The organism is Paraburkholderia sp. BR10872, assembly GCF_040965835.1.
GTDB lineage: Bacteria > Pseudomonadota > Gammaproteobacteria > Burkholderiales > Burkholderiaceae > Paraburkholderia > Paraburkholderia nodosa_A.
In genome coordinates, this window is the sequence record NZ_JBFRCN010000025.1 from 34,797 (window position 1) to 55,160 (window position 20,364).

The 20,364-nt window shown below is 64.1% G+C and carries 18 protein-coding genes; 8 read left to right on the forward strand and 10 right to left on the reverse strand.

Annotated elements, in window-relative coordinates; all coding sequences use genetic code 11:
• Positions 1–17: 17 nt before the first annotated feature.
• The 8 genes from AB4Y43_RS20210 to AB4Y43_RS20245 form a co-directional block, all read right to left on the reverse strand.
• On the reverse strand, positions 18–1,577 hold the full coding sequence (locus AB4Y43_RS20210) for an SH3 domain-containing protein (protein ID WP_368728614.1): 1,560 nt from the start codon (positions 1,575–1,577) through the stop codon (positions 18–20).
• Positions 1,578–1,661: 84 nt separating this feature from the next.
• Positions 1,662–2,708: an ABC transporter substrate-binding protein gene (locus AB4Y43_RS20215; RefSeq protein ID WP_342947471.1), complete on the reverse strand. Its 1,047-nt coding sequence runs from the start codon at positions 2,706–2,708 to the stop codon at positions 1,662–1,664.
• A 12-nt stretch (positions 2,709–2,720) separates the two neighbouring features.
• Positions 2,721–3,857 (reverse strand): NAD(P)/FAD-dependent oxidoreductase, encoded by a 1,137-nt coding sequence (locus tag AB4Y43_RS20220; protein WP_368606598.1) that lies wholly within the window; start codon positions 3,855–3,857, stop codon positions 2,721–2,723.
• Positions 3,850–5,286, reverse strand: a complete 1,437-nt coding sequence (locus tag AB4Y43_RS20225) for an FAD-dependent oxidoreductase (RefSeq protein WP_368606597.1) — start codon at positions 5,284–5,286, stop codon at positions 3,850–3,852. Before AB4Y43_RS20225 ends, AB4Y43_RS20220 begins: the two co-directional genes overlap by 8 nt.
• Entirely contained in the window at positions 5,283–5,621 is a 339-nt protein-coding gene (locus AB4Y43_RS20230; protein ID WP_342947474.1) for a (2Fe-2S)-binding protein, read from the reverse strand. The genes AB4Y43_RS20225 and AB4Y43_RS20230 overlap by 4 nt, the downstream gene beginning before the upstream one ends.
• 47 nt (positions 5,622–5,668) lie before the next feature.
• Positions 5,669–6,463, reverse strand: a complete 795-nt coding sequence (locus AB4Y43_RS20235; RefSeq protein WP_368606596.1) for an ABC transporter permease — start codon at positions 6,461–6,463, stop codon at positions 5,669–5,671.
• A gap of 19 nt (positions 6,464–6,482) precedes the next feature.
• Positions 6,483–7,388, reverse strand: coding sequence for an ABC transporter permease (locus AB4Y43_RS20240; protein ID WP_368606595.1), 906 nt, complete (start codon positions 7,386–7,388; stop codon positions 6,483–6,485).
• Positions 7,381–8,472, reverse strand: coding sequence for an ABC transporter ATP-binding protein (locus tag AB4Y43_RS20245; protein ID WP_368610428.1), 1,092 nt, complete (start codon positions 8,470–8,472; stop codon positions 7,381–7,383). Before AB4Y43_RS20245 ends, AB4Y43_RS20240 begins: the two co-directional genes overlap by 8 nt.
• A gap of 321 nt (positions 8,473–8,793) precedes the next feature.
• On the opposite strand from AB4Y43_RS20245, the gene AB4Y43_RS20250 reads away from it, so the two are divergent.
• Entirely contained in the window at positions 8,794–9,657 is an 864-nt protein-coding gene (locus AB4Y43_RS20250) for an IclR family transcriptional regulator (RefSeq protein WP_069269080.1), read from the forward strand.
• Between the two features lie 512 nt (positions 9,658–10,169).
• Positions 10,170–11,171 (forward strand): GNAT family N-acetyltransferase, encoded by a 1,002-nt coding sequence (locus tag AB4Y43_RS20255; RefSeq protein ID WP_083245690.1) that lies wholly within the window; start codon positions 10,170–10,172, stop codon positions 11,169–11,171.
• A gap of 36 nt (positions 11,172–11,207) precedes the next feature.
• On the opposite strand, the gene AB4Y43_RS20260 is transcribed toward AB4Y43_RS20255, so the two are convergent.
• The gene (locus AB4Y43_RS20260; protein ID WP_069269081.1) at positions 11,208–12,398 is read right to left on the reverse strand and encodes a glycosyltransferase family 4 protein; all 1,191 of its coding nucleotides are present in this window, start codon (positions 12,396–12,398) and stop codon (positions 11,208–11,210) included.
• 689 nt (positions 12,399–13,087) lie between these two features.
• Here AB4Y43_RS20260 and hpnJ point away from each other — a divergent pair.
• The 4 genes from hpnJ (at position 13,088) to AB4Y43_RS20280 (ending at position 17,809) form a co-directional block, all read left to right on the forward strand.
• Positions 13,088–14,509, forward strand: coding sequence for a hopanoid biosynthesis associated radical SAM protein HpnJ (gene hpnJ, locus AB4Y43_RS20265; protein WP_342945568.1), 1,422 nt, complete (start codon positions 13,088–13,090; stop codon positions 14,507–14,509).
• Between the two features lie 89 nt (positions 14,510–14,598).
• The gene (gene hpnI / locus AB4Y43_RS20270) at positions 14,599–15,774 is read left to right on the forward strand and encodes a bacteriohopanetetrol glucosamine biosynthesis glycosyltransferase HpnI (protein WP_368728648.1); all 1,176 of its coding nucleotides are present in this window, start codon (positions 14,599–14,601) and stop codon (positions 15,772–15,774) included.
• A gap of 59 nt (positions 15,775–15,833) precedes the next feature.
• Positions 15,834–16,844 carry a lysylphosphatidylglycerol synthase domain-containing protein gene (locus tag AB4Y43_RS20275; RefSeq protein ID WP_069268857.1) on the forward strand — a complete coding sequence of 337 codons (1,011 nt, stop codon included), beginning with the start codon at positions 15,834–15,836 and terminating at the stop codon, positions 16,842–16,844.
• A gap of 77 nt (positions 16,845–16,921) precedes the next feature.
• Positions 16,922–17,809: a YopT-type cysteine protease domain-containing protein gene (locus AB4Y43_RS20280; protein ID WP_368617297.1), complete on the forward strand. Its 888-nt coding sequence runs from the start codon at positions 16,922–16,924 to the stop codon at positions 17,807–17,809.
• A 30-nt stretch (positions 17,810–17,839) separates the two neighbouring features.
• Here the strand turns inward: AB4Y43_RS20280 and AB4Y43_RS20285 are convergent, their stop codons facing one another.
• Positions 17,840–18,526 (reverse strand): hypothetical protein, encoded by a 687-nt coding sequence (locus tag AB4Y43_RS20285; RefSeq protein ID WP_069268859.1) that lies wholly within the window; start codon positions 18,524–18,526, stop codon positions 17,840–17,842.
• Between the two features lie 184 nt (positions 18,527–18,710).
• Here AB4Y43_RS20285 and AB4Y43_RS20290 point away from each other — a divergent pair, with 184 nt between their 5' ends.
• Together AB4Y43_RS20290 and tssA are read left to right on the forward strand one after the other, a co-directional pair.
• Positions 18,711–19,214, forward strand: coding sequence for a DUF3455 domain-containing protein (locus AB4Y43_RS20290; RefSeq protein WP_368728615.1), 504 nt, complete (start codon positions 18,711–18,713; stop codon positions 19,212–19,214).
• A gap of 81 nt (positions 19,215–19,295) precedes the next feature.
• The gene (gene tssA / locus AB4Y43_RS20295) at positions 19,296–20,339 is read left to right on the forward strand and encodes a type VI secretion system protein TssA (RefSeq protein ID WP_368728616.1); all 1,044 of its coding nucleotides are present in this window, start codon (positions 19,296–19,298) and stop codon (positions 20,337–20,339) included.
• The last annotated feature ends 25 nt before the right edge of the window (positions 20,340–20,364 follow it).

A 20,364-nucleotide genomic window follows, 5' to 3' on the forward strand; every position in this document is an offset into this window, starting at 1 on the left:
ACACACGGGCGCCTGCCTCACCCCGCCGGATTCTCCTCATCCTGCGGCGGCGCGCTGCCCGCGGGCGCACCCAGGATGCTGACCTGGAAAACCGGCGTGCCTGCAAGCGACTCGAGGTTGGGGTCTTCGGGGTAGGCGAGCAGCAAAGGGAAGATGACAGAGCCGCCAATCACGGCGCGGCGGCTGTTCTCGGCGGGGCGCAGGCCCCAGACGTCCTGATAGACGAGCGGCACCGTCTTGCCGTCGCGCTCCGTGTTGCCAAGGTAGAGCATCACGTGACCGCCTATATAGATGAGCGTGCGCATGGGCGCGCCGTGCTGCACGAGCCAGTCGAGGCGTTGCGCGGGCGTGGAAGCCGAAAGATCGGTCATCGCCCCCGCGTTCATTTGCGTGGACGAATGGCGGGGCAGCCACACGCCGAACGCAGCGAAAATGCTCTGCAATTCGGCCGAGCAGTCGTTGTCGAAGTTCGTATTGCCCCAGCCGTAGGGGCGGCCGATCAGCGCCTTCATCAACTGTGCGAGATGGCGCGGCGTCGCCGCGAGCGGCGCGGGCACGATGGCGTTCGAATCGAGCACTGCCGTGCGGATCGCCGCGCGGCCGTCTACATCGCGGGCGGGCACGAGCACTTCGCCCGGCTTCGCGCCGGAAGCGGGGCGCAGTGGCAGCAGCGTGCCGGCGGGGGCATCGAAGCGGAACACGCCGCCATCGTCGCGCAGCGCGGCGGAGGCCACGACCACGACGCCCAGCGACTGGTGCGCCGCCGCGCGCCACGTCGAAACGAAGGCTTCATCGACGCTCGCCACGCCGTCGCTGCGCACCCAGCCCTGAACGTCCGGCGTCTGCACGTAGCGCCAGGCGCCGTCTGCGCTCGTGCCGAGCACGTAGAGCGGCGTGCCCGGCCGCACGGCGCTCACCTGCAGGTTGTCGAAGGGATAGCCTTCGCCTGCTATGCGATGTGAATAGAACGACGGGTCGACGGTGGGCAGCTCGCGCACGTACAGTGCCGTCGTGGCGATGGCGCGACGCGTGGCATCGAAGCCGCTGGACTGTTCGAACTGGCTGACGTTGGCGTTGCGCTCGATGGCGTCGATCCACGCCTTCGTGTGCGGCCGGAAATTCATGCCGTAGCCAATGCGGCGCGCCTCCTTGCCGGTGTTGTCGAAGTATGCGAGGCGGCGCGTCTGCAGCGCGGCAATGTCGCTGCCGCCGTCGCGATACACACGCTGCTCGACAAACGCGCGATTCCACGGCGAGGGATCGTTCGGCCCTGCACCGAAATAGCGCGCGACGAGCGCATCGAATTGCGCGCGCTGGACGTCGGGCGAAAGGAAGGGCTTGTCGTAACCGGCGCTGGCCGGATCGATCCAGTGATCGACGTTCTGGTCGTAGTGCTCGATCGGGAAGAGCGTGACCGTATCGGGCGGGAGCGCCTGCCCGGCATGACTCTGCGAGGCCGGGCCGGTCGCGCATCCCGGCAGCACGCACGCGGCGGCTAGCGTCAGGGCGAGGAGGCGGACGCGCGGAGCCCGGGCAAAAGCGGAAAGGCGAAACGAAGAATCGAGGGCGGAGCGCATGGGCGAGCGGGCGGTTCGACAACCCGTGGATGATACAGGACGCGCCGCGCCCGCTGCCCTCGCTATTGCGCGAAAATCAAACGATCACTGCTCGATCTGCCGGTTCCAGCGCGAATCCCACTGCGCGCGGTGCTCGTTGATCACGTCCCAGTCGACCACCGTCACCTTCTTCACGAGCTGGTCGAGATTGCCCAGGCTCTTTTGCATGTCGGGCGGCATGGTCGCGTTCTGGTTGGTCGGAATCTGCTTGCCGGCGGACGCCGCCTTGCTCTGCGCGGGCGCAGACAGCAGGAACTGCGCGAGCTTTTGCGCGAGCTGCGGGTCGGGATTGTTCTTCACCACGCACAGGTCCACGAGCAGCAGCACGGCGCCTTCCTTCGGGTTGGCGTAGGCCACGGGCAGGCCCTTGTCCTTCAGGTCGCCCACTGCGGTGGGCGTGAGCGGGAAAATGCCGGCCTCGCCGGTCTGGATCATCTCCGAGAGCTTGGCCGAATTCGGAATATATTCGACGACGTTCGGACCCACCGTGCTCGCCCACTTCGTGAAGCCCGGCTCGACATTGCTCTCGCTGCCGCCCATCAGGCGGTTGATGGCGAGAAAGCCGTGCAGCCCGAACGTGCTGCTCGAAGCCGACTGGAACACCACCTTGCCCTTGTATTTCGGATTGGCGAAATCGAGCCACGAAGTGGGCGGCGCCCAGCCTTTATCGGCGAACACCTTCGTGTTGTAGCCAATGCCCGTCATGCCGAGCTGCACGCCCGCGCCCACGTCGCCTTTCATGCGCGCGAACGGGTACAGCTCCTTGAGCACCGGCGAATCGTCGAGTTTCTCGCATACGCCCATGCTCACCGCGCGCGCCATTACGCCGTCGTCGAGAAAGGCGACATGCATCTGCGGGCTGTTGCGGTTGGCGAGGAGCTTCGCGAGCACGTCGGAGGAGGTGCCCGGCACGACCACCACCTTCACGTTGTTGGCCTTTTCGAAGTCGGGCAGGACCTGGCTCGTGTAGGCCTTCTCCATCGGGCCGCCGTTCATGCCGATGTAGATCGTCTTCGTTTGCGACCAGGCGCCTTGCGAGATGCCCAAGGCAACGAGTGCGGCCAGCGGAGCCAGGGTGCGTGTGAGTTTCATCGTGGGGACTCCTTATTTGATTGGGAGAGCGGCATGAACGGAAGACTGCGTGAAGCGGCCGATCGCGAACGCCTCGATGGGCGTGCTCGTCGTGCCTTCTGTGACGAGTTCGGCGAGGACTTCGCCCACGCCCGGCGCCAGCAGGAAGCCGCCGCCGGAAAAGCCGAAAGCGTGCACGAGGCGCGGCGTGGTGTTGCTGAAACCGATGATCGGGTTGCTGTCCGGTGTTTCACCTTCCACGCCGCTCCACGTGCGGATGAGCAGCGCGTCGCGCAGGCCGGGCAGCAGCGCGCAGGCGTCGCGCATGACGGCGCGCGTGGTGGCGGTGGAAGGCTGTGCGTACTCGCCGTCGCCGTGCCCGCGTCCGCCGCCGATCACGCAGTTGCCGCGCTCGACCTGGCGCGCGTAGACGCCGCCGCCGTAGACGCCCAGGTTGTGCTGGATAAAGCGCGGCAGCGGCTCCGTCACCCACATGTTCGGGTAGATCGGCTTCATCGGCACGGTTTCGCCGAACGCGCCCGCCACCGTATTGGCCCAGGCGCCCGACGAGTTGATCAGCCAGTCCGCGCTGATGCGCTCGTGGCCCGCGCGCATCTGGAAACGCCGGCCGTCGAAGCTCAGGTCGGCGAGCGCGGTTTGCTCCTGCACGTGCGCGCCCGCGCGCCGCGCCGCCACCGCGAAGCCGGGCGAGACGAGACGCGGATTCGCGTGGCCGTCGCTCGCGCAAAGTGCCCCGCCAATGGCGGTTTTGCCGAGCCACGGGTAGCGGCGCCGAAACGCTTCGCCGCTCATGACGACCGACTCCACGCCGAAATCGCGCGCCATGTCGGACCATGCGTGGAGCGCGTCGAGATCGCTGTCGCGGCGCGCGAGGCGCAAGTGCCCCGACACGACGAATTCGCCGTCGCTGCCGATCAGTTCGGGCAAGCGGCTCCATACGCGCCGGGCGCGCACCGCAAGCGGCAGTTGCTCGGCGCTGCGTCCGTGGGTGCGCACGCCGCCGTAGTTCACGCCGCTCGCCTGCGCGCCGCAAAAGCGCCGCTCGAACAAGCCGACGCTTACCCCCTTGCGCGCGAGCGCGAGCGCCGCCGATGCGCCGACGAGCCCGCCACCCGCAATCACAACCTGGAAGTGGCGCGTGTCACTCATCGTGGGCTTCCTCTTCGATGACTTGCACGCCGTCGTCGAACAGCATCGGTGAAATGGGAATCGGCTTGATCGGCGCCTGGCTGCGTAAGCGGCCCACCTCGTGCAGCGGCTTGCCGGTCTCCACGCTCAGTAGCGCCATGGCGGATTCACCGCACATGCGCCCCTGGCAGCGCCCCATGCCGATACGCGTGAGCGCCTTCAGGCGGTTGACTTCGCTGGCGAAACCGTCGCGGATACAACTACGGAGCGTGCCGGCATCGACTTCCTCGCAGCGGCAGATGGTCAGGTCGTCGGGCCAGTTGGCGGCGCAGTTGGCCGGCGGGGCAAATGCCTGCTCGATGCCAACGCGAAAGCGCGCGATCCGTTCGAGACGCTTCTCGATCGTTGCCACATCAGGCAAAGCAGCATCGTGCTGTGGCGCTTCGATGCCGATATCTTCGAGCATCGCGAGTGCGGCGCGGCTGCCCGCGAGTTCGGCGGCATCGGCGCCTGCGATACCGACGCCGTCGCCGGCCAGATAGACGCCCGGCACAGAGCTGCGGCCCGCCGCATCGCGTTCGGGCAGCCAGCAGCGGTTGAGGTCGTCGAAGGCGAAGCGGCAGCCCGCGAGATCGGCGAGCTGGGTTTCGGGCCGCAAGCCATGGCCGAGGCCGATCGCATCGCAGGCGATGGCGTGCTCCTTGCCGTCGGCCGCGCGCCAGCGGACGTATTGCACCGCCACGTCGCCTTCGATGGCTTCGAGCGCGACGCCATGCTCCATGCGCACGCCATGCGCCTTGAGCCACGCGACGTAATAAACGCCCCTGGCGAAGGTGCCCGGCTGGTTGAGCAGCTTCGGCGCGGCGGCGGCCTGGCGCCCAAACGGGCTCGTGTCGAGCACGGCGGCTACTTGCGCGCCCGCTTTCGCATACTGATACGCGACGAGGTAGAGCAGCGGCCCGGTGCCGGCGAACACGGTGCGCTGGCCGATTGCGCAGCCCTGCGCCTTCAGCGCGACCTGGGCGCCGCCGAGTGTATAGGCGCCTGGCAACGTCCAGCCGGGCAGCGGCACGATGCGGTCGGTGGCGCCGCTCGCGATGATCAGATGCGACCACGGCACGCTCGATTCGCGGCCCGCGCGCAGGGTGTCGAGCCGGCCCGGCTCGCACGACCAGGCCAGCGTGTCGGGCCGATAGTCGATTTTCGGGAGCAGGTCGGCCATGGTGCGATGTACCGCATCGGCTTTCTTCGCCTCGAAGCCGTAGAGCGCGGTTTTCGTGCGCGAAAAGCCTGCACCGTCAGCGGGCTGGCGATAAATCTGGCCGCCCCAGCGCGCGTTTTCGTCGATGACGGTGGGGCGCAGTCCCGCGGCCACGAGCGTTTGCGCGGCGCGAATGCCGGCCGGTCCTGCGCCGACGATGACGATGCGCTCGGGCCCGGTCGCGCTCATCGCGCACCTCCGCCATAAATTTTGGTATCCGAACCAGTGCGCGTCACCACACGCATGCCTTCGCGCAACGGCGTGGAGCAGGCGCGCAGGCGCGTGCCGTCTTCGCAGCGCACCCAGCAGTCCTGGCAAGCGCCGATCAGGCAGAAGCCCGCGCGCGGTTCCGTGCTGAACTCGCTGCGGCGCACGTGCCGCTGATGCGTGAGGATCGCGGTGAGCAGCGTATCCCCCGCGAGCGCCTTGACTTCGACGCCGTCTAAAACGAAGGAAACGCTCGCGCGCGCGGTTTCGGCAACGCGGACGAACTGGGCAAGGGGAAGCGGCGTGGCGGTGCTCATGGAAGGTCGGTGGCGCGGCAGCAGGAATCGAAAGAGGCGGGCGGCGTTCAGTGCTGCCCGATCAGAATGCGGTTGAGCCCGTATACGCGGTCGAGCAGGAACATCGCACCCGCCGTGATGAAAATGACGAGCGCGGAAACGGAGGCCATCATCGGGTCGATCGACTCGGTTGCGTACATATACATGCGCACGGGCAGCGTGACGGTTTGCGGCGAGGTCACGAAGATCGACATCGTCAGTTCATCGAAGCTGTTGATGAACGCGAGCAGCCAGCCGCCCGTGATGCCGGGCACGATCATCGGCAGCGTGATGCGGCGGAAGGTGGTCCACGCGTTCGCACCGAGCGACGCGGCTGCATGCTCGATGCTGCGGTCGAGGCCGCTCACCGAGGCGAGCACGAGCCGCATGACGAACGGCGTGATGATGATCATATGCGCGAGGATCAGCCACGCGAACGAGCCGGTCGCGCCGATCAGCGCGAAAAAGCGCAGCAGCGCGATGCCCAGCACGAGCCCCGGAATCACGAGCGGCGAAAGCAGCAGCGCGTTGAGAAAGCCGCGGCCCGGAAAGCGCGCACGGCCAATGGCGAGTCCCGCGGGCATCGCGATGACGAGCGAGAGCGTGGCCGAGGCGAACGCGAGCTTGAGGCTGTTGAAGAACGCGGTGATGAAGTCGGGGTAGTCGAGGATCGCGCGGAACCAGCGCAGCGACAGGCCGTGCGTGGGGAGCGTCAAGGTTTCGTCGGGCGTGAATGCCACGAGAATGACGATGACGAGCGGCGCCAGCACGAACAGAATGACGAAGCTATGGAACGTAAGGGCGAGCGGTCCGTTTTTGCGCATGATGTTGTGTCCTGGGGCCTTAGCCCATGCTGCGCGCGTAGCGCCGTTCGAGCACGCGGTAGTAGGTGAGCATCACCACGAGATTGGCGACGAGCAGCAGCACGGCGATGGTCGCGCCGAGCGGCCAGTTCATCGAGCTGAGGAACTGGTCGTACACGGCGGTGGCCGCCACCTTGAGGCGCCGGCCGCCCAGCAGACCAGGAATCGCGAAGGCGCTCGCCGACAGGCCGAACACCATGAGGCTGCCCGAGAGAATGCCCGGCATGAGTTGCGGCAGCACGATGCGGCGCAGGGTGGTGAAAGGCGACGCCATCAGCGACAGCGCCGCGTTCCCGGTTTGCGGATCGAGCCTTTGCAGCGCGGTCCACACCGGAATCACCATGAACGGCAGCATCACGTGCACGAGCGCAATGACGATCGCGAAGGTCGTGTATTCGAGCTTGAAGGGGCCCGCGCCGAACAGAGCGAAGAACTGGTTCACGAGACCGTTCATGTTGAGCAGCATGCTCCAGCCGAACGCGCGCACCACCACGGAAACCAGCAGCGGCGCGAGGATCACGAGCAGGAAGAGCGAGCGCCACGGGTCGCGCATGCGCGAGAGGATGTACGCCTCCGGCGTGCCGATCACGACGCACAGCAGCGTGGTGAGCGCGGCAATGCCGAAGGTGCGCAGGAAGATCGTGTGAAAGTACGACGAGCCCAGCACTTCTACGTAGTTCTGCAGATCGAATGCGGCGATGGGGCCGCTCATCGGATCGAAGCGGTAGAACGTGAGCGCGAAGGTCATCGCGAGCGGCACGAGCACGAGCGCGGAGAACAGCAGCAGCGCGGGCGCGCTCATGAGCCAGAGCGGCACGTAAGCCTGCCAGCCCGCGCGCACCGTGGCGTGCGGGGCTGGCTGCGAAGCGCGGAGCGTGCTAGACACGGGCGGCCTCCCGATGGATGAAGCGGATCGCGTCGCTATGCCAGTCGATGCCCACCTGGTCGCCTTCGGCAAGCGGCTCGTTGCCCTCGTTCTGGCAGCACACGAGCATTTCGCCCGCGCGGCTGTCGAGCCGGTAGAGCCACTGGCTGCCGAGGAAGAAGCGGCTCGTCACGCGCCCGGCGAGCCGGCCCGAACCGCTCGCGCAGAGCTTGAGCTTTTCGGGGCGGATGCACAGCGTGATCGCGTCGCCGACACCCACCGCGCGGCCGCGTTCGGGGAGTTGCGCCGTCGAGCCCGTTTCGGCGAGATCGTGGCCGAGATCCACGCGGATCGTATCGCCTTCGCGCGCGACGATGCGGCCCGCGAGCATGTTGGCCTTGCCGATGAACTGCGAGACGAAGTCGTTTTCGGGCCGCTCGTACGCGCGATAAGGCGTGTCGACCTGGGTGATGCGGCCGCTTTCCATCACGACCACGCGGTCGCTGATCGACAGTGCTTCCGACTGATCGTGCGTGACCATCAGCGTGGTCGTGCCGATCTTGCGCTGAATGGCGCGCAGTTCGAACTGCATGTCTTCGCGCAGTTTGGCGTCGAGATTGGACATCGGCTCGTCGAGCAGCAGCACGGGCGGCGCGATCACAATGGCGCGCGCAATTGCCACGCGCTGGCGCTGGCCGCCCGAAAGCTCGCGCGGAAAACGCTGCGCGTAGGCGTCGAGGCGCACGAGCGCGAGCGCCTCGCGAGTGCGGTCCCGACGCTCGGCTTTATCCACACCGCGCATTTCGAGGCCGAAGCTCACGTTCTGCTCCACGCTCATGTGCGGAAAGAGCGCATAGCTCTGGAATACGATGCCGAGGCCGCGCCTGTTCGGCGGCATCTGCGTGATATCACGCCCGTCGAGCGTGATGCGCCCGCGTGTGGTTTCCACGAAGCCGGCGATCATCTGCAGCGTCGTGGTCTTTCCGCAGCCCGAGGGGCCGAGCAGTGAGACGAACTCGCCTCTTTCCACCGACAAATTGACGCCCGCGACCGCCTGCAGGTCGCCGAACGATTTCGATACATCGGTCAGGGTGAGGAACGACATGGTGTGGCCTTCCAGTGCTTGGGTTGCGCCGGCACCCGCTGGGCGAATCAAGGTGCAGGGCGTTGAACCGACTGTAGCTAGCCAAATTTTTAGTCGTCAATTTAAAATTCCATCGAGCGATAGGAATCTGACTTATATTCCGTTTGATGGAATGTGGATGCGGCTTGCTGGCCTATCGTTTCGTCCGGTGAACTTCGGGAAATCCCTGAACAGGCCCGGATGCAAGCACGATGACGTTTGGTGGTCCAATCTGTTGGGCCGCGCGCCAATTCAGCCAGCTTTTGGCGGATATTCCGCTCTATGGAATCAACCGAGATCGTTATGACGTCAGGGGAAGAGAAAAGTGGAACGCCGGCCGACGACGCACGCGGCGCGGGCGTGTTGCAGCGCGCATTTGCGGTGATCCGCGCGCTGGGGGCAAGTCAGGCGGAAGGCAGTCGCGTGACCGCGCTCGCCAAGGCCGTGGGCCTGACCCAGGCTACTGTGCATCGACTGTTGCAGGGGCTGATCGCCGAAGGCGTGGTCGAGCAGGACGAAGGCACGAGGCGCTATCGGCTGAGCGTGGATTTTTTTGCGCTCGCGGCGCAGGCGGGTAATCCCAGCGGAATGCGCACGCTATGCCGGCCTGCATTGCTGCGCCTGTGCGCAAGCCTTGGCGACACCATTTTCCTGCTCGTGAAGAGTAGCTTCGACGCGGTGTGCCTCGACATGTGCGAAGGCCCGTTTCCGATCCGCTCGTTCACGGGCGATATCGGCGGGCGCGTAGCGCTGGGCGTGGGCCAGGGCAGTCTCGCCATTCTCGCGTTCCAGCCCGAGGCCGAGCGGGAAGAAATCATTCGGTTCAACGTGCCGCGCTTGCGCAGTTACGGCGTGCTGGACGAGGTGTATTTGCGCACGGAGATCGAGCGCGTGCGCAAGCTCGGCTACGCGGGGCGCAACACCGGCGTGCTCGAGGGCATGGCGGGCGTGGCTGTGCCGATTCTGGACCAGAACGGCTGTGCCGTGGGCGCATTGAGCGTGGGCACGCTGGCTGCTCGTCTCACGGAAGACCGGTTGCCGACGATCGTAGAACTGCTCAAGCGGCAGGCCGAAATCATCGGGCCGCAAACGAACCCGTTCGATGTGGCGGTGCGCCGCCCCATGCACGGGCTCACGCGAGCGATGTCGACGCAACCATTGGCTTGAGCGATGACGGCGGGTATTGATCTAGTCGAACGGATCTAGTCGAACGCATTCCTAACTAAATTACCTGATCGCGAATCGTTCTCGTTGAGCAATCGGTGTGCAAACGTTTACCAGGTTCGTGCATTGCTGCATTGCGAAATCGAACATTATGATCGGACGAAAATTGACCAGGGGGATAACCTATCCGCATGCGTCTTGGTTTTGGCGTAAATAGGCAGGTGGCTATTCGTAGACTGAAGGCGACGTACGAAATGGCAGTTCGCCGCCATGGAGCGTCGCAATCCATGGCGGCGCGAGCAGGTGACGCCGGAACGAAAACAGGAGCGCCCGAAGCGTGGTCTCGCATGTCTTGCAGGACCCGGAAGGGACAAAACCACCCGCCACGTGAACTGTCACATTGAGTACATGCCGTTGCCACGTCGACGAGAAGTCATTGAGGAGCGTGGGTGCTGGGGGAGGTGGAGCGCATGTGTGATCCCGCGGCGCTTGCAGTCAGAATATACCGGTGATCGATGACGACCATAAACGACCGGACGTTGCCCGTTTTCGAGGCACCGGCTGCTACTGTTACGCCGGTGCCGGTACGCGCGGCGCCTTCGATCTTTCATGAGCGCTGGTGGCTCGACATCGCCACGCAAGGCGACTGGAAGCTTGCGGTGGTGAAGCAGGACGACGAGGTCATTGGCGAGATGCCGTACGCGATGCAACGCACGCGACTGTGGCGTGTCTCGCACCTGCCGCCGCTCACGCGAACGCTCGGGCCGGTCATCAAGTCCGTGACGGGCAGCGAGGCTCGCCAACTGCATCATGAACTCGACGTCACCGGCCAGCTGATCGAGCAATTGCCCGACTGCGACAGCTTTTTTCAGGTGCTCGACCCGCGCATCGACGACGCCCTCGCGTTCGCGCTGCATGGCTTTACGGTGACGGCGCGCTACACGTTTCGCATCGACCGGAACACGTCGGCCGACGAAGCATGGAAGCGTCTGAACAGCAAGACACGCAACGTGATCCGCAGCGCCTCCCGTGAATTGACCGTCGTGCCGGATATCGAGCCCGCCGAGTTCATCGCGTTCTACGACGCGAATCTCGCGGCGCGTTCGCGTACCAACGCTTATGGGGATGCGGTCATGCGCGACCTCGTCAACGCGTTCGTCGAGCGCAAGGCCGGGATGCTGCTCGGCGCCTATGGGCAAGGCGGGAAGCTCGTGGCGGCGGTCGGCCTCGTCTGGGACCATCAGGCAATGTATTACCTGTTGTCATCGCGCGCGCAGGACGCGCATAGCGGCTCGATCAGCCTGCTGCTGTGGAGCGGCATTGGCCGCGCGCTGGAGCGCAGGCTCACGTTCGACTTCGACGGCTTTTCGAGCCCGTCGACATTCAACTTCCTCAACGGATTCGGCGCGACGCTCACGCAGCGGCTGGGCGTCGAGCGCCACGGCACGGTGTATTTGCTGATGCGTACGCTTAAACGGAAAATTGCGCCCGGGCGCGTGTTCGCCCCCAATCTATAGACGGCGGGGGCGTCGTGTGGCGAGCGATATCGCACGCTACACGAGTTCGTGCCGCGCGGGATCGCTTGCGCGACGGGTCGTGACCTCGGCAAGTTCCAGCGCGCTCGAGGCGAAGAGCAACGGGGTCCAGCGCCGGATCGTGCTTTGCGCGCCGGCAGCGAAACGTTCGCGCAGCGCGGGCTCGCCGCCCAGCTCGCCGATACGCTGCGCTAGTGTCGAGACGTCGCGCGGTTCGACCACGAAACCGTTCACGCCGTCGATCACCACTTCGCCAGCTACGCCGCATGTGCGCGTGACGATGGCAGGGCACCCGGCCGCGAACGCTTCGTTCACGCACAGGCCCCATTGATCGAATTCGCTCGCGAGGACGACGAATTCCGCGAGCGCGTAGAGATTCGGCATTTCCTGGTTGGCGAGTGAGTTGAGTATCGTCACATGAGACGTCAGGCCGAGCGAATCGATGCGCGCGCGCAGCTGCGCTTCGAGCGGACCCTGACCCACCAGAACGAGGCCGATATTTTCGTTGTACACCCCGGATTTGCGGTAGGCGTCGATCAGCACGTCGACGTTCTTGCGCGCGACGAAGCGGCTTACGCACAGCACATAGCGCTGCGGCAGGCCGAAGCGCGATCGCACGGCCTCGGGGTTGACGCTCGCGGCCTGCGCGAGATCCGAAAAATAGTCGACGTCGATCACATCGAAACCAATGCGGGAACGCTCCTTCGGTATGCCAAGCGATTGCGCGTAACGGCGATGCTTCTCGCCCGCGACGAGCGCCCCGTCGAAGCGGCTCACGATAAAGCGCTTGAGCCGCTCCTTGGTGCGCTGGCGCAGTCCGTCGTCGGCCTTCGAATCCGACATGTAGATGAGCTTGAAGCGGCGCGTGAGATGTCTGAGGAAACAGAGCACCGCCGAATAGCCGGTGTTGTAGCCGAGCGTGATGACCACGTCGGGCTCGAAGTTGCGCACCTTCGCAATCAGGCGCGCGGTGTCGCGCGCGCCGAGACCGTCGCTGTCGGCGCCGTTCTCGACCAGCGTTTCCGCCATGCGCGGGCGGTTCGCGAAGAATGCCGCGCGGCGTTCCTGAGGAAAGCCGTAGACGCCCGAGCGCGCAAAGACCTCGAGCAGCGCCACCTGGTGGCCGCGACTGGAGGCCGCGCTGACGAGTGCCTCGTAGCGAGGGACGTGATAGTCGCCCAGGTTGCCGATGACGAAGAGGATACGCATGGACAATGACGGCTCGCGGTGGCGCTTGGTTGAGCAGGCAGCGCACCACGGGTGCCTGGTCTGCATGAAATCCCGGACAGTCGTCCAGACCTGCCGGGCAGCGTTGGCTGCGCCAAACCGCTCGCATAATCGCGGCGGGGACCCGCAGTCGCGCCGTTTGCTGCATCGTAACCCGATTGTGTGAGGCGTTTTTACGTGATGTCGGTGATCAGCGAAAACTTGTCCGATATGGCGGAGGCGATGCAAAGCAGATGAAACCTTGCGGGTCAATCCTTCCGAGGAATACGCAAGGCGCTTGCACGAAATGGCACATGACTTGCGTTGGTCGGGCCGATTGGAGCGATTTCCGGCTGCCAGAGGCCGGGTTTGCGCATCGCTTGTAATCGATTGTCATCACAACCGACATCAATCGGTGCGGGGCGATGAAAACTGTCATATCAATGCGTCACACTGGAGGTTTGGCATGTTTCAATACGTTGGAAGAAGGGAAAGCGCTTAAGGTCAGCATCAGATTTTCGGCTTAATATCCTAGGGTTGACCCGTGGCGCTTAGTCCTTCATTTCGATAACAAACATGCGAACCGGAATGGCAATCGAAGGTTTTGCGTAATGCATTTCGAGGGAATTGCGCGGCGCTGGATCGAAGATGGCCAACCGGGTTTCACCATACTGCGCGGACAATCAAGGAATATGAAAACGCTGTTTCTGCAGGCCCCGTCGTATGACGGCTTCGACGGTGGCGCGGGCTCGCGCTACCAGGCAAAGCGCGAGATCCGCTCGTTCTGGTATCCCACCTGGCTCGCGCAGCCCGCGGCCCTCGTGCCCGACAGCCGCGTGCTCGACGCGCCGGCCGACGGCCTGGGTGTCGAAGAAACGCTGAAGATTGCAGCCGCATACGACCTCGTCATCATCCACACGAGCACGCCGTCGTTCCCGACCGACGCGCTCTTCTGCGAAGACCTCAAGAAGCGCAAGCCGTCGATCGTCATCGGTCTGGTGGGCGCGAAGGTGCAGGTCGATCCGCACAATTCGCTCACGGCGAGCGAGGCGATCGATTTCGTCTGCCGCGAGGAATTCGACTTCACCTGCAAGGAAATCGCCGAAGGCATGCCGCTGGCCGAGGTCAAGGGCATTTCGTGGCGCGCGAAGGACGGCTCGATCGAGCACAACCCGGGGCGTCCGGTGCTGGAAGACATGGACTCGCTGCCGTTCGTCGCGCCGATCTACAAGCGCGACCTGAAGATCGAGAATTACTTCATCGGCTACCTGAACTACCCGTACGTGTCGATCTACACGGGCCGGGGCTGCAAGTCGCGCTGCACGTTCTGCCTGTGGCCGCAGACCGTGAGCGGCCACGTCTACCGCACACGTTCGGTCGAGAACGTGCTCGAGGAAGCGAAGTGGATCCGCGAGAACATGCCGGAAGTCAAGGAGCTCATGTTCGACGACGACACCTTCACCGACGACCTGCCGCGCGCCGAAGCGATCGCCATCGGTCTGGGCAAGCTCGGCATGACGTGGTCGTGCAACGCGAAGGCGAACGTGCCGTACAAGACGCTCAAGATCATGAAGGAAAACGGCCTGCGTCTGTTGCTCGTGGGCTTCGAATCGGGCGATGACCAGATTCTCGTGAACATCAAGAAGGGCGTGCGCACGGACTTCGCGCGCCGCTTCAGCGCCGACTGCAAGACGCTCGGCATCAAGGTGCACGGCACCTTCATTCTGGGGCTGCCGGGCGAGACGCAGGACACGATCAAGAAGACGATCGAGTACGCGAAGGAAATCAATCCGCATACGATTCAGGTGTCGCTGGCGGCGCCCTATCCGGGCACGACGCTGTACAAGCAGGCCGTGGAAAACGGCTGGATGGAAGAGAACAAGACCATCAACCTGGTGAGCAAGGAAGGCGTGCAACTGGCGGCGATCGGCTATTCACATCTGTCGCGCGACGAGATCTATCACCACCTCGAACAGTTCTATCGCCAGTTCTATTTCCGGCCGTCGAAGATCTGGGAGATCGTGCGCGAGATGCTCACGAGCTGGGACATGATGAAGCGGCGTCTGCGCGAAGGCGTGGAGTTCTTCCGCTTCCTGCGCGCACACGAGGCATGATGGACCGCGCGCATGCGACGGGGCGAACCGGCGCCATCGTTGCGATGGCCGTGACGGTGCTTGCGGTCGCTTCTGCTGCAATCGAAGTCATGCGTGCCGAATTGCCCGGCTTTTCGCACCTGCTCTTCCAATCGCTCGCGGTCCTAAGCGGTCTTTGCGCCGTGGTCGGCATTATCTATACCTGCACGGCGAGCGCGCTGGTCGGTCGTTTCTTCGCGCGCGAGGTGGCGACGCCGCAGCACTTCCCGGCCATCACGCTCGCCAAGCCGCTGCACGGCGACGAATGGCACCTCGAGGAGCACCTTGCCAGCTTTTTCGAGCAGGACTATCCTGGAGAAGTCCAGTATCTGTTCGGTGTTCACGACGCGCGTGACGAAGCGCTCAATGCGATCGAGCGGCTACGCACACGTTATCCCGATGCACACATCACGGTCGTCGCCGATTCGCGCCTATACGGTCCCAACCGCAAAATCGCGAATCTCGTGAACATGCTCGAACAGGCTGAGCACGACGTGCTGTGCTTCGCCGATAGCGACGTGCTCGTCGACAAGAACTATCTGCGCCAGGTGGTCGGGGCACTGCAGCAACCCGGCGTCGGCCTCGTGAGCGCGGTTTATCGGGGCCTGTGCGCGCCCGGATTCTGGCCGCGCGTCGCGTCGGCCTTGACCAACTATCATTTCTTGCCCGGCGTCGTCACGGGGCTCGCCATCGGGCGCGCGCGGCCGTGCTTTGGCCAGTCCATCGCCATGACGCGTGAAATGCTCGACCGCATTGGCGGTCTGGCGCAATTCGCGCATCACCTCGCCGAAGACCATGCGATCGGTGAAGCCGTGCGCCGCGCCGGTGCGGAAGTGTCCATTCCGCCCATTCTGGTGCGGCACGCGTGTGTGGAGAATACGTTCGCCAAGCTCTTTGCGCACGAATTGCGCTGGAGCCGCACTGTTCGCGCGGCGGACCGCTCGGGGCATCTGGGCGCCGTGCTGATGCATCCGTTCGCGCTCGCCATGCTTGCCGTGGCCTTGTCCGGCGGCGCGGCGCCCGCGTGGATATTGGCCGCCATGGCGCTGTGCGCGCGCGCGTGGCTGATCTGGCGGACCGATCGCGCGACCGGCGACAAGTCCAGCGGACTGTTATGCTTACCCCTTTGGGAAATGGTCCAGTTCGCGATCTATGTCGCGAGCTTTTGTTCGTCTGGCGTCGTTTGGCGCGGCACGCGCTTTCGCGTCGACAGGAATGGCATGCTTTCGCCAGTCCACGAGACCTGAGCGTCACAGTAGATGGGGGGCACAATGAGACGGGAGCATCCACTAGAGAGCACCCGCAGATGAAGCACATGGGACGTATCGCCGCCCTGGTCGGTCTTGCGATTGCCGTGTGGCTCGTATGGCGCGAGCATCCCGCAGCGGTGCTGCAACTGTTGCGCGGGGCGGGCATGGGCCTCGTGCTGGCGGCGGCCGTGCATATCATGCCGATGTGCGCGAATGCATGGGACTGGCGCAGCCTGATTCGCGCGGCGCAGCGGCCGTCGTTCGCGACGATGCTCAAACTCGTGTGGATCCGCGAATCGATCAACGGCTTGCTGCCGGTGGCGCGCGTGGGCGGGGAACTCGTCTCGTTCCGGCTGCTTGGCCGTGCGGGCGTACGGCCGGCCACGGCGGTGGCGAGCCTCATCGCCGACATGCAACTCACGCTGATCAGCCAGGTGCTCTTTGCGTTGCTCGCAGCCGGCTACCTGCTCGAACATTCCTCTTCCGACACCGCGCGGATCGTGGGGCGGCTCGCATGGGGCCTCGCGGGCTTCATCCCGCTGCTGGTGCTGTTCGCACTCGTGCAGCACGCTCGGCCGTTCGAGCGCGCGGCACGCACGCTCAACCGCGTGACGAGCGGCAAGGTCGTCGATCTCGTGGGCAAGTCCGCGCGCGTCGATTTATCCCTCAAGCTGATCTGGCGGCAGACCGGCGTGATCGTGCGCTACGTGCTCGTCTGGCAGACGCTGCAATGCCTCGGTTACGCGCTCGAAATCTGGATCGCGTTGCGCGTGCTCGGCACCGACGCGACCTTCGTGCAGGCGTTCGTGATCGAGGCCCTGATCCAGATGCTGAGCAGCATCGCGTTTCTGGTGCCCGCCGGCCTTGGTGTGCAGGAGGGCGGCTTCGTCGTGATTGGCGGACTGCTGGGGTTCGATGCGCCGACATGCCTTGCGCTCGCGGGCGCAAGACGCGTGCGCGATCTGATGTTCTATTTGCCAGGCCTGCTTGCCTGGCAGGCGGCCGAGTATGGCTGGCCGTCACGGCGCCGCACAGAAGGTACCGCCACGCGCGCCCGCACGGAATAATCCCGGAAGTGACCTGTTATTGAAGACAGGTCGCTTCACATTGCTCTATTGTCGGCAATCGCCCGAAAGGACTCGACATGGCAAGGGATTTCAGCGCGCTGAACAAGCACGCTCACCGCGAATACAAATTCGTTCAGGCCGATTCATATCGTCAGGTCAGGCAGACCTACGGGACAGATATGGATGGCGGGGCGTGCATGGGCGTCGTGTTGAATTGGGTCAAGGAGAAGTTGTCGACCTCGAACGGGCTGCTTCGTCCTGATGGTCCCCTGCGCAATTCGGCCGTCAAGCATTTTTCAAATCCACTCAATCCCCTTTCGCGCATTCGCAACGGCATCTCCCCGCCCACGGATTCCACGCTGGGGAAACTCATCGGCAAGGAACCCGGGCAACCACGCGGCAGAAAGAGCGCGGCGCGCAACGAAGCGACCATGCTGGAGGGCGCGAAGAATCAGGAAACTTACAACCGCTACAAGACCACTGACCGGTTGGTCGCTGAACTCGAGCTCGATCCGGGCGGATATACGCCAGAAGAAAAAACGCGCAAGGTAAAGCATGTCGCGCAGAATGTTGGCACAAGCCGCCCCCAGGAGAGTTTCGTAGCCGAGCGCTTGGACGACGCCACGATTGCCGGAGCCGCGGAGCAGTTGCCCAAGGGCAATGCAATCGTGCTCGATTTGAAGCAAGAGGCCGGTGGTCCCGGGCACGCCGTTGCGTTTTACAAGAGCCGGGGAGGCACGCTCTATTTTTTCGACCCGAACGCCGGCGTGTACGAGATATCTCGTCCGTACGAGAAACACCTTCTGGGATTCGTGCAGGCGTGGCTCGATGTCTACACGAAGGACAAAGACGATAAGGGCGTGCCCACTCCGAAAAACTGGAAGACGAAAGATGAACACCGCTGGTATTCAGTTTTTACCCGCACCACCCCCAAGAAAGCCGGCACTGCTCCCACGGAAGGCTAACGCCTGAAAGAACGCGGAGCCCGAAGGGCATTAACCGTGACTCGTGCGCAACTGAAAGCGCCAACGCTCGAGATTCGAGAGTTCATCCACGGTCTTCTTCTCGATGTCGCCGCGAATCAGGTGATGAATCGTGAGCCGACCCTGCTTTGTCTCCAGGATCTGTACTAGCCGTGCGCGCTCCCGCTGCCCCTTGAAGCCCAGATCGAAATAGATGACGCGGCGACGCGTATCCCCGGTGACGAGGCTCAAGCCACCCCCGCCGCCCGACCCGCCAAGGACGCCCATTTGGGGAACATCCCGTATGTGGAGATTCCAGCTGAAGCCATTGCGCGCGATCCACTTCTTTGCATCCTCCTCGCGCTTCATGGCCATGAGCGCAGCGGGCGGATGATTGGTCACATCGGTCGCGATCGTATAGCGCGACTTGTGCCAATTCCTGAAGGTATTCGACTCCCGATTGTGCGCATACATGTTTCTCTCGACTTTGCCTTCGAACTCCCATTGCTGCGTCACGGTGTCGAACCTGAACCATTCGATGCACTCGTTCCACTCCAGTTGGGGGCATTCGATGTCATCGGCCATGAGCTTGCCGAGCATGGGCGCCTTGACCTCAGCGCGAAACGTCAGGTCGAATTGATGACCGGCGGTGGCAGTGGAAGAGCGTCCGCCAATGGGTTTGATCCGCTCGACGGGCACAGCAAGATTGGAAATCGTCATGCGGGCTTTCATGGCTCACCTTTGTGCAATTCGGGATGCAGCCATAACAGCTGAACGTTTCCAGATATTCCCTCCCATGCACGGCGACAGGCTGCAAAAAACAAATGGAATAGTTCTCCTCGCCGGGCTGTTGTGGAAGAGCGGATCGAACTGGATCGACCCGCTGGGCTAAAGGAGCTTCTCCATGAATCACCTCTCACGCGGGAAGCATATTGCGATTGGGGCTGGGCTGATTTCGATGATGAGTGGGGCTTCCGCGCAAGCCGAATCGATCGATGTGCCGAGCGTACAGCCGTTCCTGAAAACGACCGCAGCGGGGGTGCAGATCTACGCCTGCGAGTACGGTGCGGATCACACGCTCGACTGGGTGTTCCGGCAGCCGCGCGCCACGCTCTACGACGCACACGGCGCCGAGGTGATCGAGCATTCGGCCGGCCCGTCGTGGCAGGCGCACGATGGCAGCCGCATCGAGGGAAAAGTCGTCGCGCAGGAACCCAGCGGGACGCCCGGCAGCGTGCCGCAACTGCTGCTCGAGGCGCACTCCGCCGGATCACCGGGCATGCTCGCAACCGTGCGCTACGTGCAGCGGGTCAGGACGGTGGGCGGTGTGAAGCCGGCCGCGCCGTGCACAGTCGAGCACGAGACGGGTAGCTCGCCCTATATCGCGACTTACATCTTTTATAAGTAAAAAGACAGATCATAGAACGGTCTCTCTGGAAAGAGACACCGCAATTAATTCGGAATGCGAATTTAAGACAGTCAAAGCGCCATGATCATCGAATTCATCACGCATCAGGACTGGACCGAGTGGCTCGAACCTCTCACGCAAGCGCAGCCGTGCGGCCCGGACCTCGAATATGACGCGCAATTTCGCGAACTCGAGGAAGCGGTCAGCGGACGTCCCGAAGCCGAGTACGGAGACACGCTCGTGGCCGCCGTTGCGCCCGACTGGGAAGCCGCCGATGCGCTTGGCACCGCATTGATGGCCCGCACGCGAGACCTTCGCGTGGTGATGCATCTGGCGCGAGCGCGCTGGGTTCGCGAGGGCATTACCGGTCTCGCGGACGGCCTCGTCTTGACCGCCGCGCTGCTGGAGCGCCATTGGGAGCACGTGCACCCGCAACTCGACGCCAGCGACGGCGACGACGCGACGGCCCGCATCAACGCGCTTGCCGCGTGGACGGCGGCCGGCGGCGTGCTCGCCGGTCTCATGGATAGCCCGCTGCTGCAAGGCCGGTCTCCGGTCACGCTGCGCGAGTGGTCGTATGCGAATGGCGAAGCCGTCGCGCCAGAAGGGCACACGATGATGAGCCTCACGGCAATCGAAGCGTCGATCGCCGTGTCGCCCGATGCCGCGCGCAGCGCGAAGAGGGCGTTCGATGCCGCGTACGCCAGCGTCCGCGCAATCGAAGCGACGCTTGCCGAACGCGTAGGCGCTACCCAATCGCTCGATTTTGCTTCGTTGAAGGCGTTGCTGGAGCGCGCATCGTCGCTGCTCGCGACGGGCGTGCACCCGGGCGAGGCGCAAATGCATCAAGCGGACGACCCCGGTGTCGCGTCGCCAGCAGCCGCCATCGGCAACGCATCCTCCAGCACGATCGGCAGCCGCGCCGACGTGGCCGCCACGCTGCAGCGGATCTGCGCCTGGTACGCGCAACACGAACCTGCGAGCCCGGTGCCGTTGCTGCTCGAAAGGGCGCGCGGCCTCGTCGAGAAGTCCTTTGTCGATCTTTTGAAGGACCTCGCGCCGGAAGGACTCGCGCAACTTACCCAGGTGGTCGGTACCGCCGCCGTCGAAATACCGGCGGAATGATCTAAGCCGCACTGCAACGCAGTTC

Coding starts and splice junctions, on each gene's coding strand:
- AB4Y43_RS20210 (WP_368728614.1), bottom strand. CDS start 1,577: ATGCGCTCCGCCCTCGATTCTTCGTTTCGCCTTTCCGCTTTTGCCCGG.
- AB4Y43_RS20215 (WP_342947471.1), bottom strand. CDS start 2,708: ATGAAACTCACACGCACCCTGGCTCCGCTGGCCGCACTCGTTGCCTTG.
- AB4Y43_RS20220 (WP_368606598.1), bottom strand. CDS start 3,857: ATGAGTGACACGCGCCACTTCCAGGTTGTGATTGCGGGTGGCGGGCTC.
- AB4Y43_RS20225 (WP_368606597.1), bottom strand. CDS start 5,286: ATGAGCGCGACCGGGCCCGAGCGCATCGTCATCGTCGGCGCAGGACCG.
- AB4Y43_RS20230 (WP_342947474.1), bottom strand. CDS start 5,621: ATGAGCACCGCCACGCCGCTTCCCCTTGCCCAGTTCGTCCGCGTTGCC.
- AB4Y43_RS20235 (WP_368606596.1), bottom strand. CDS start 6,463: ATGCGCAAAAACGGACCGCTCGCCCTTACGTTCCATAGCTTCGTCATT.
- AB4Y43_RS20245 (WP_368610428.1), bottom strand. CDS start 8,472: ATGTCGTTCCTCACCCTGACCGATGTATCGAAATCGTTCGGCGACCTG.
- AB4Y43_RS20250 (WP_069269080.1), top strand. CDS start 8,794: ATGACGTCAGGGGAAGAGAAAAGTGGAACGCCGGCCGACGACGCACGC.
- AB4Y43_RS20255 (WP_083245690.1), top strand. CDS start 10,170: ATGACGACCATAAACGACCGGACGTTGCCCGTTTTCGAGGCACCGGCT.
- AB4Y43_RS20260 (WP_069269081.1), bottom strand. CDS start 12,398: ATGCGTATCCTCTTCGTCATCGGCAACCTGGGCGACTATCACGTCCCT.
- hpnJ (WP_342945568.1), top strand. CDS start 13,088: ATGAAAACGCTGTTTCTGCAGGCCCCGTCGTATGACGGCTTCGACGGT.
- hpnI (WP_368728648.1), top strand. CDS start 14,599: ATGCGTGCCGAATTGCCCGGCTTTTCGCACCTGCTCTTCCAATCGCTC.
- AB4Y43_RS20275 (WP_069268857.1), top strand. CDS start 15,834: ATGAAGCACATGGGACGTATCGCCGCCCTGGTCGGTCTTGCGATTGCC.
- AB4Y43_RS20280 (WP_368617297.1), top strand. CDS start 16,922: ATGGCAAGGGATTTCAGCGCGCTGAACAAGCACGCTCACCGCGAATAC.
- AB4Y43_RS20285 (WP_069268859.1), bottom strand. CDS start 18,526: ATGACGATTTCCAATCTTGCTGTGCCCGTCGAGCGGATCAAACCCATT.
- AB4Y43_RS20290 (WP_368728615.1), top strand. CDS start 18,711: ATGAATCACCTCTCACGCGGGAAGCATATTGCGATTGGGGCTGGGCTG.
- tssA (WP_368728616.1), top strand. CDS start 19,296: ATGATCATCGAATTCATCACGCATCAGGACTGGACCGAGTGGCTCGAA.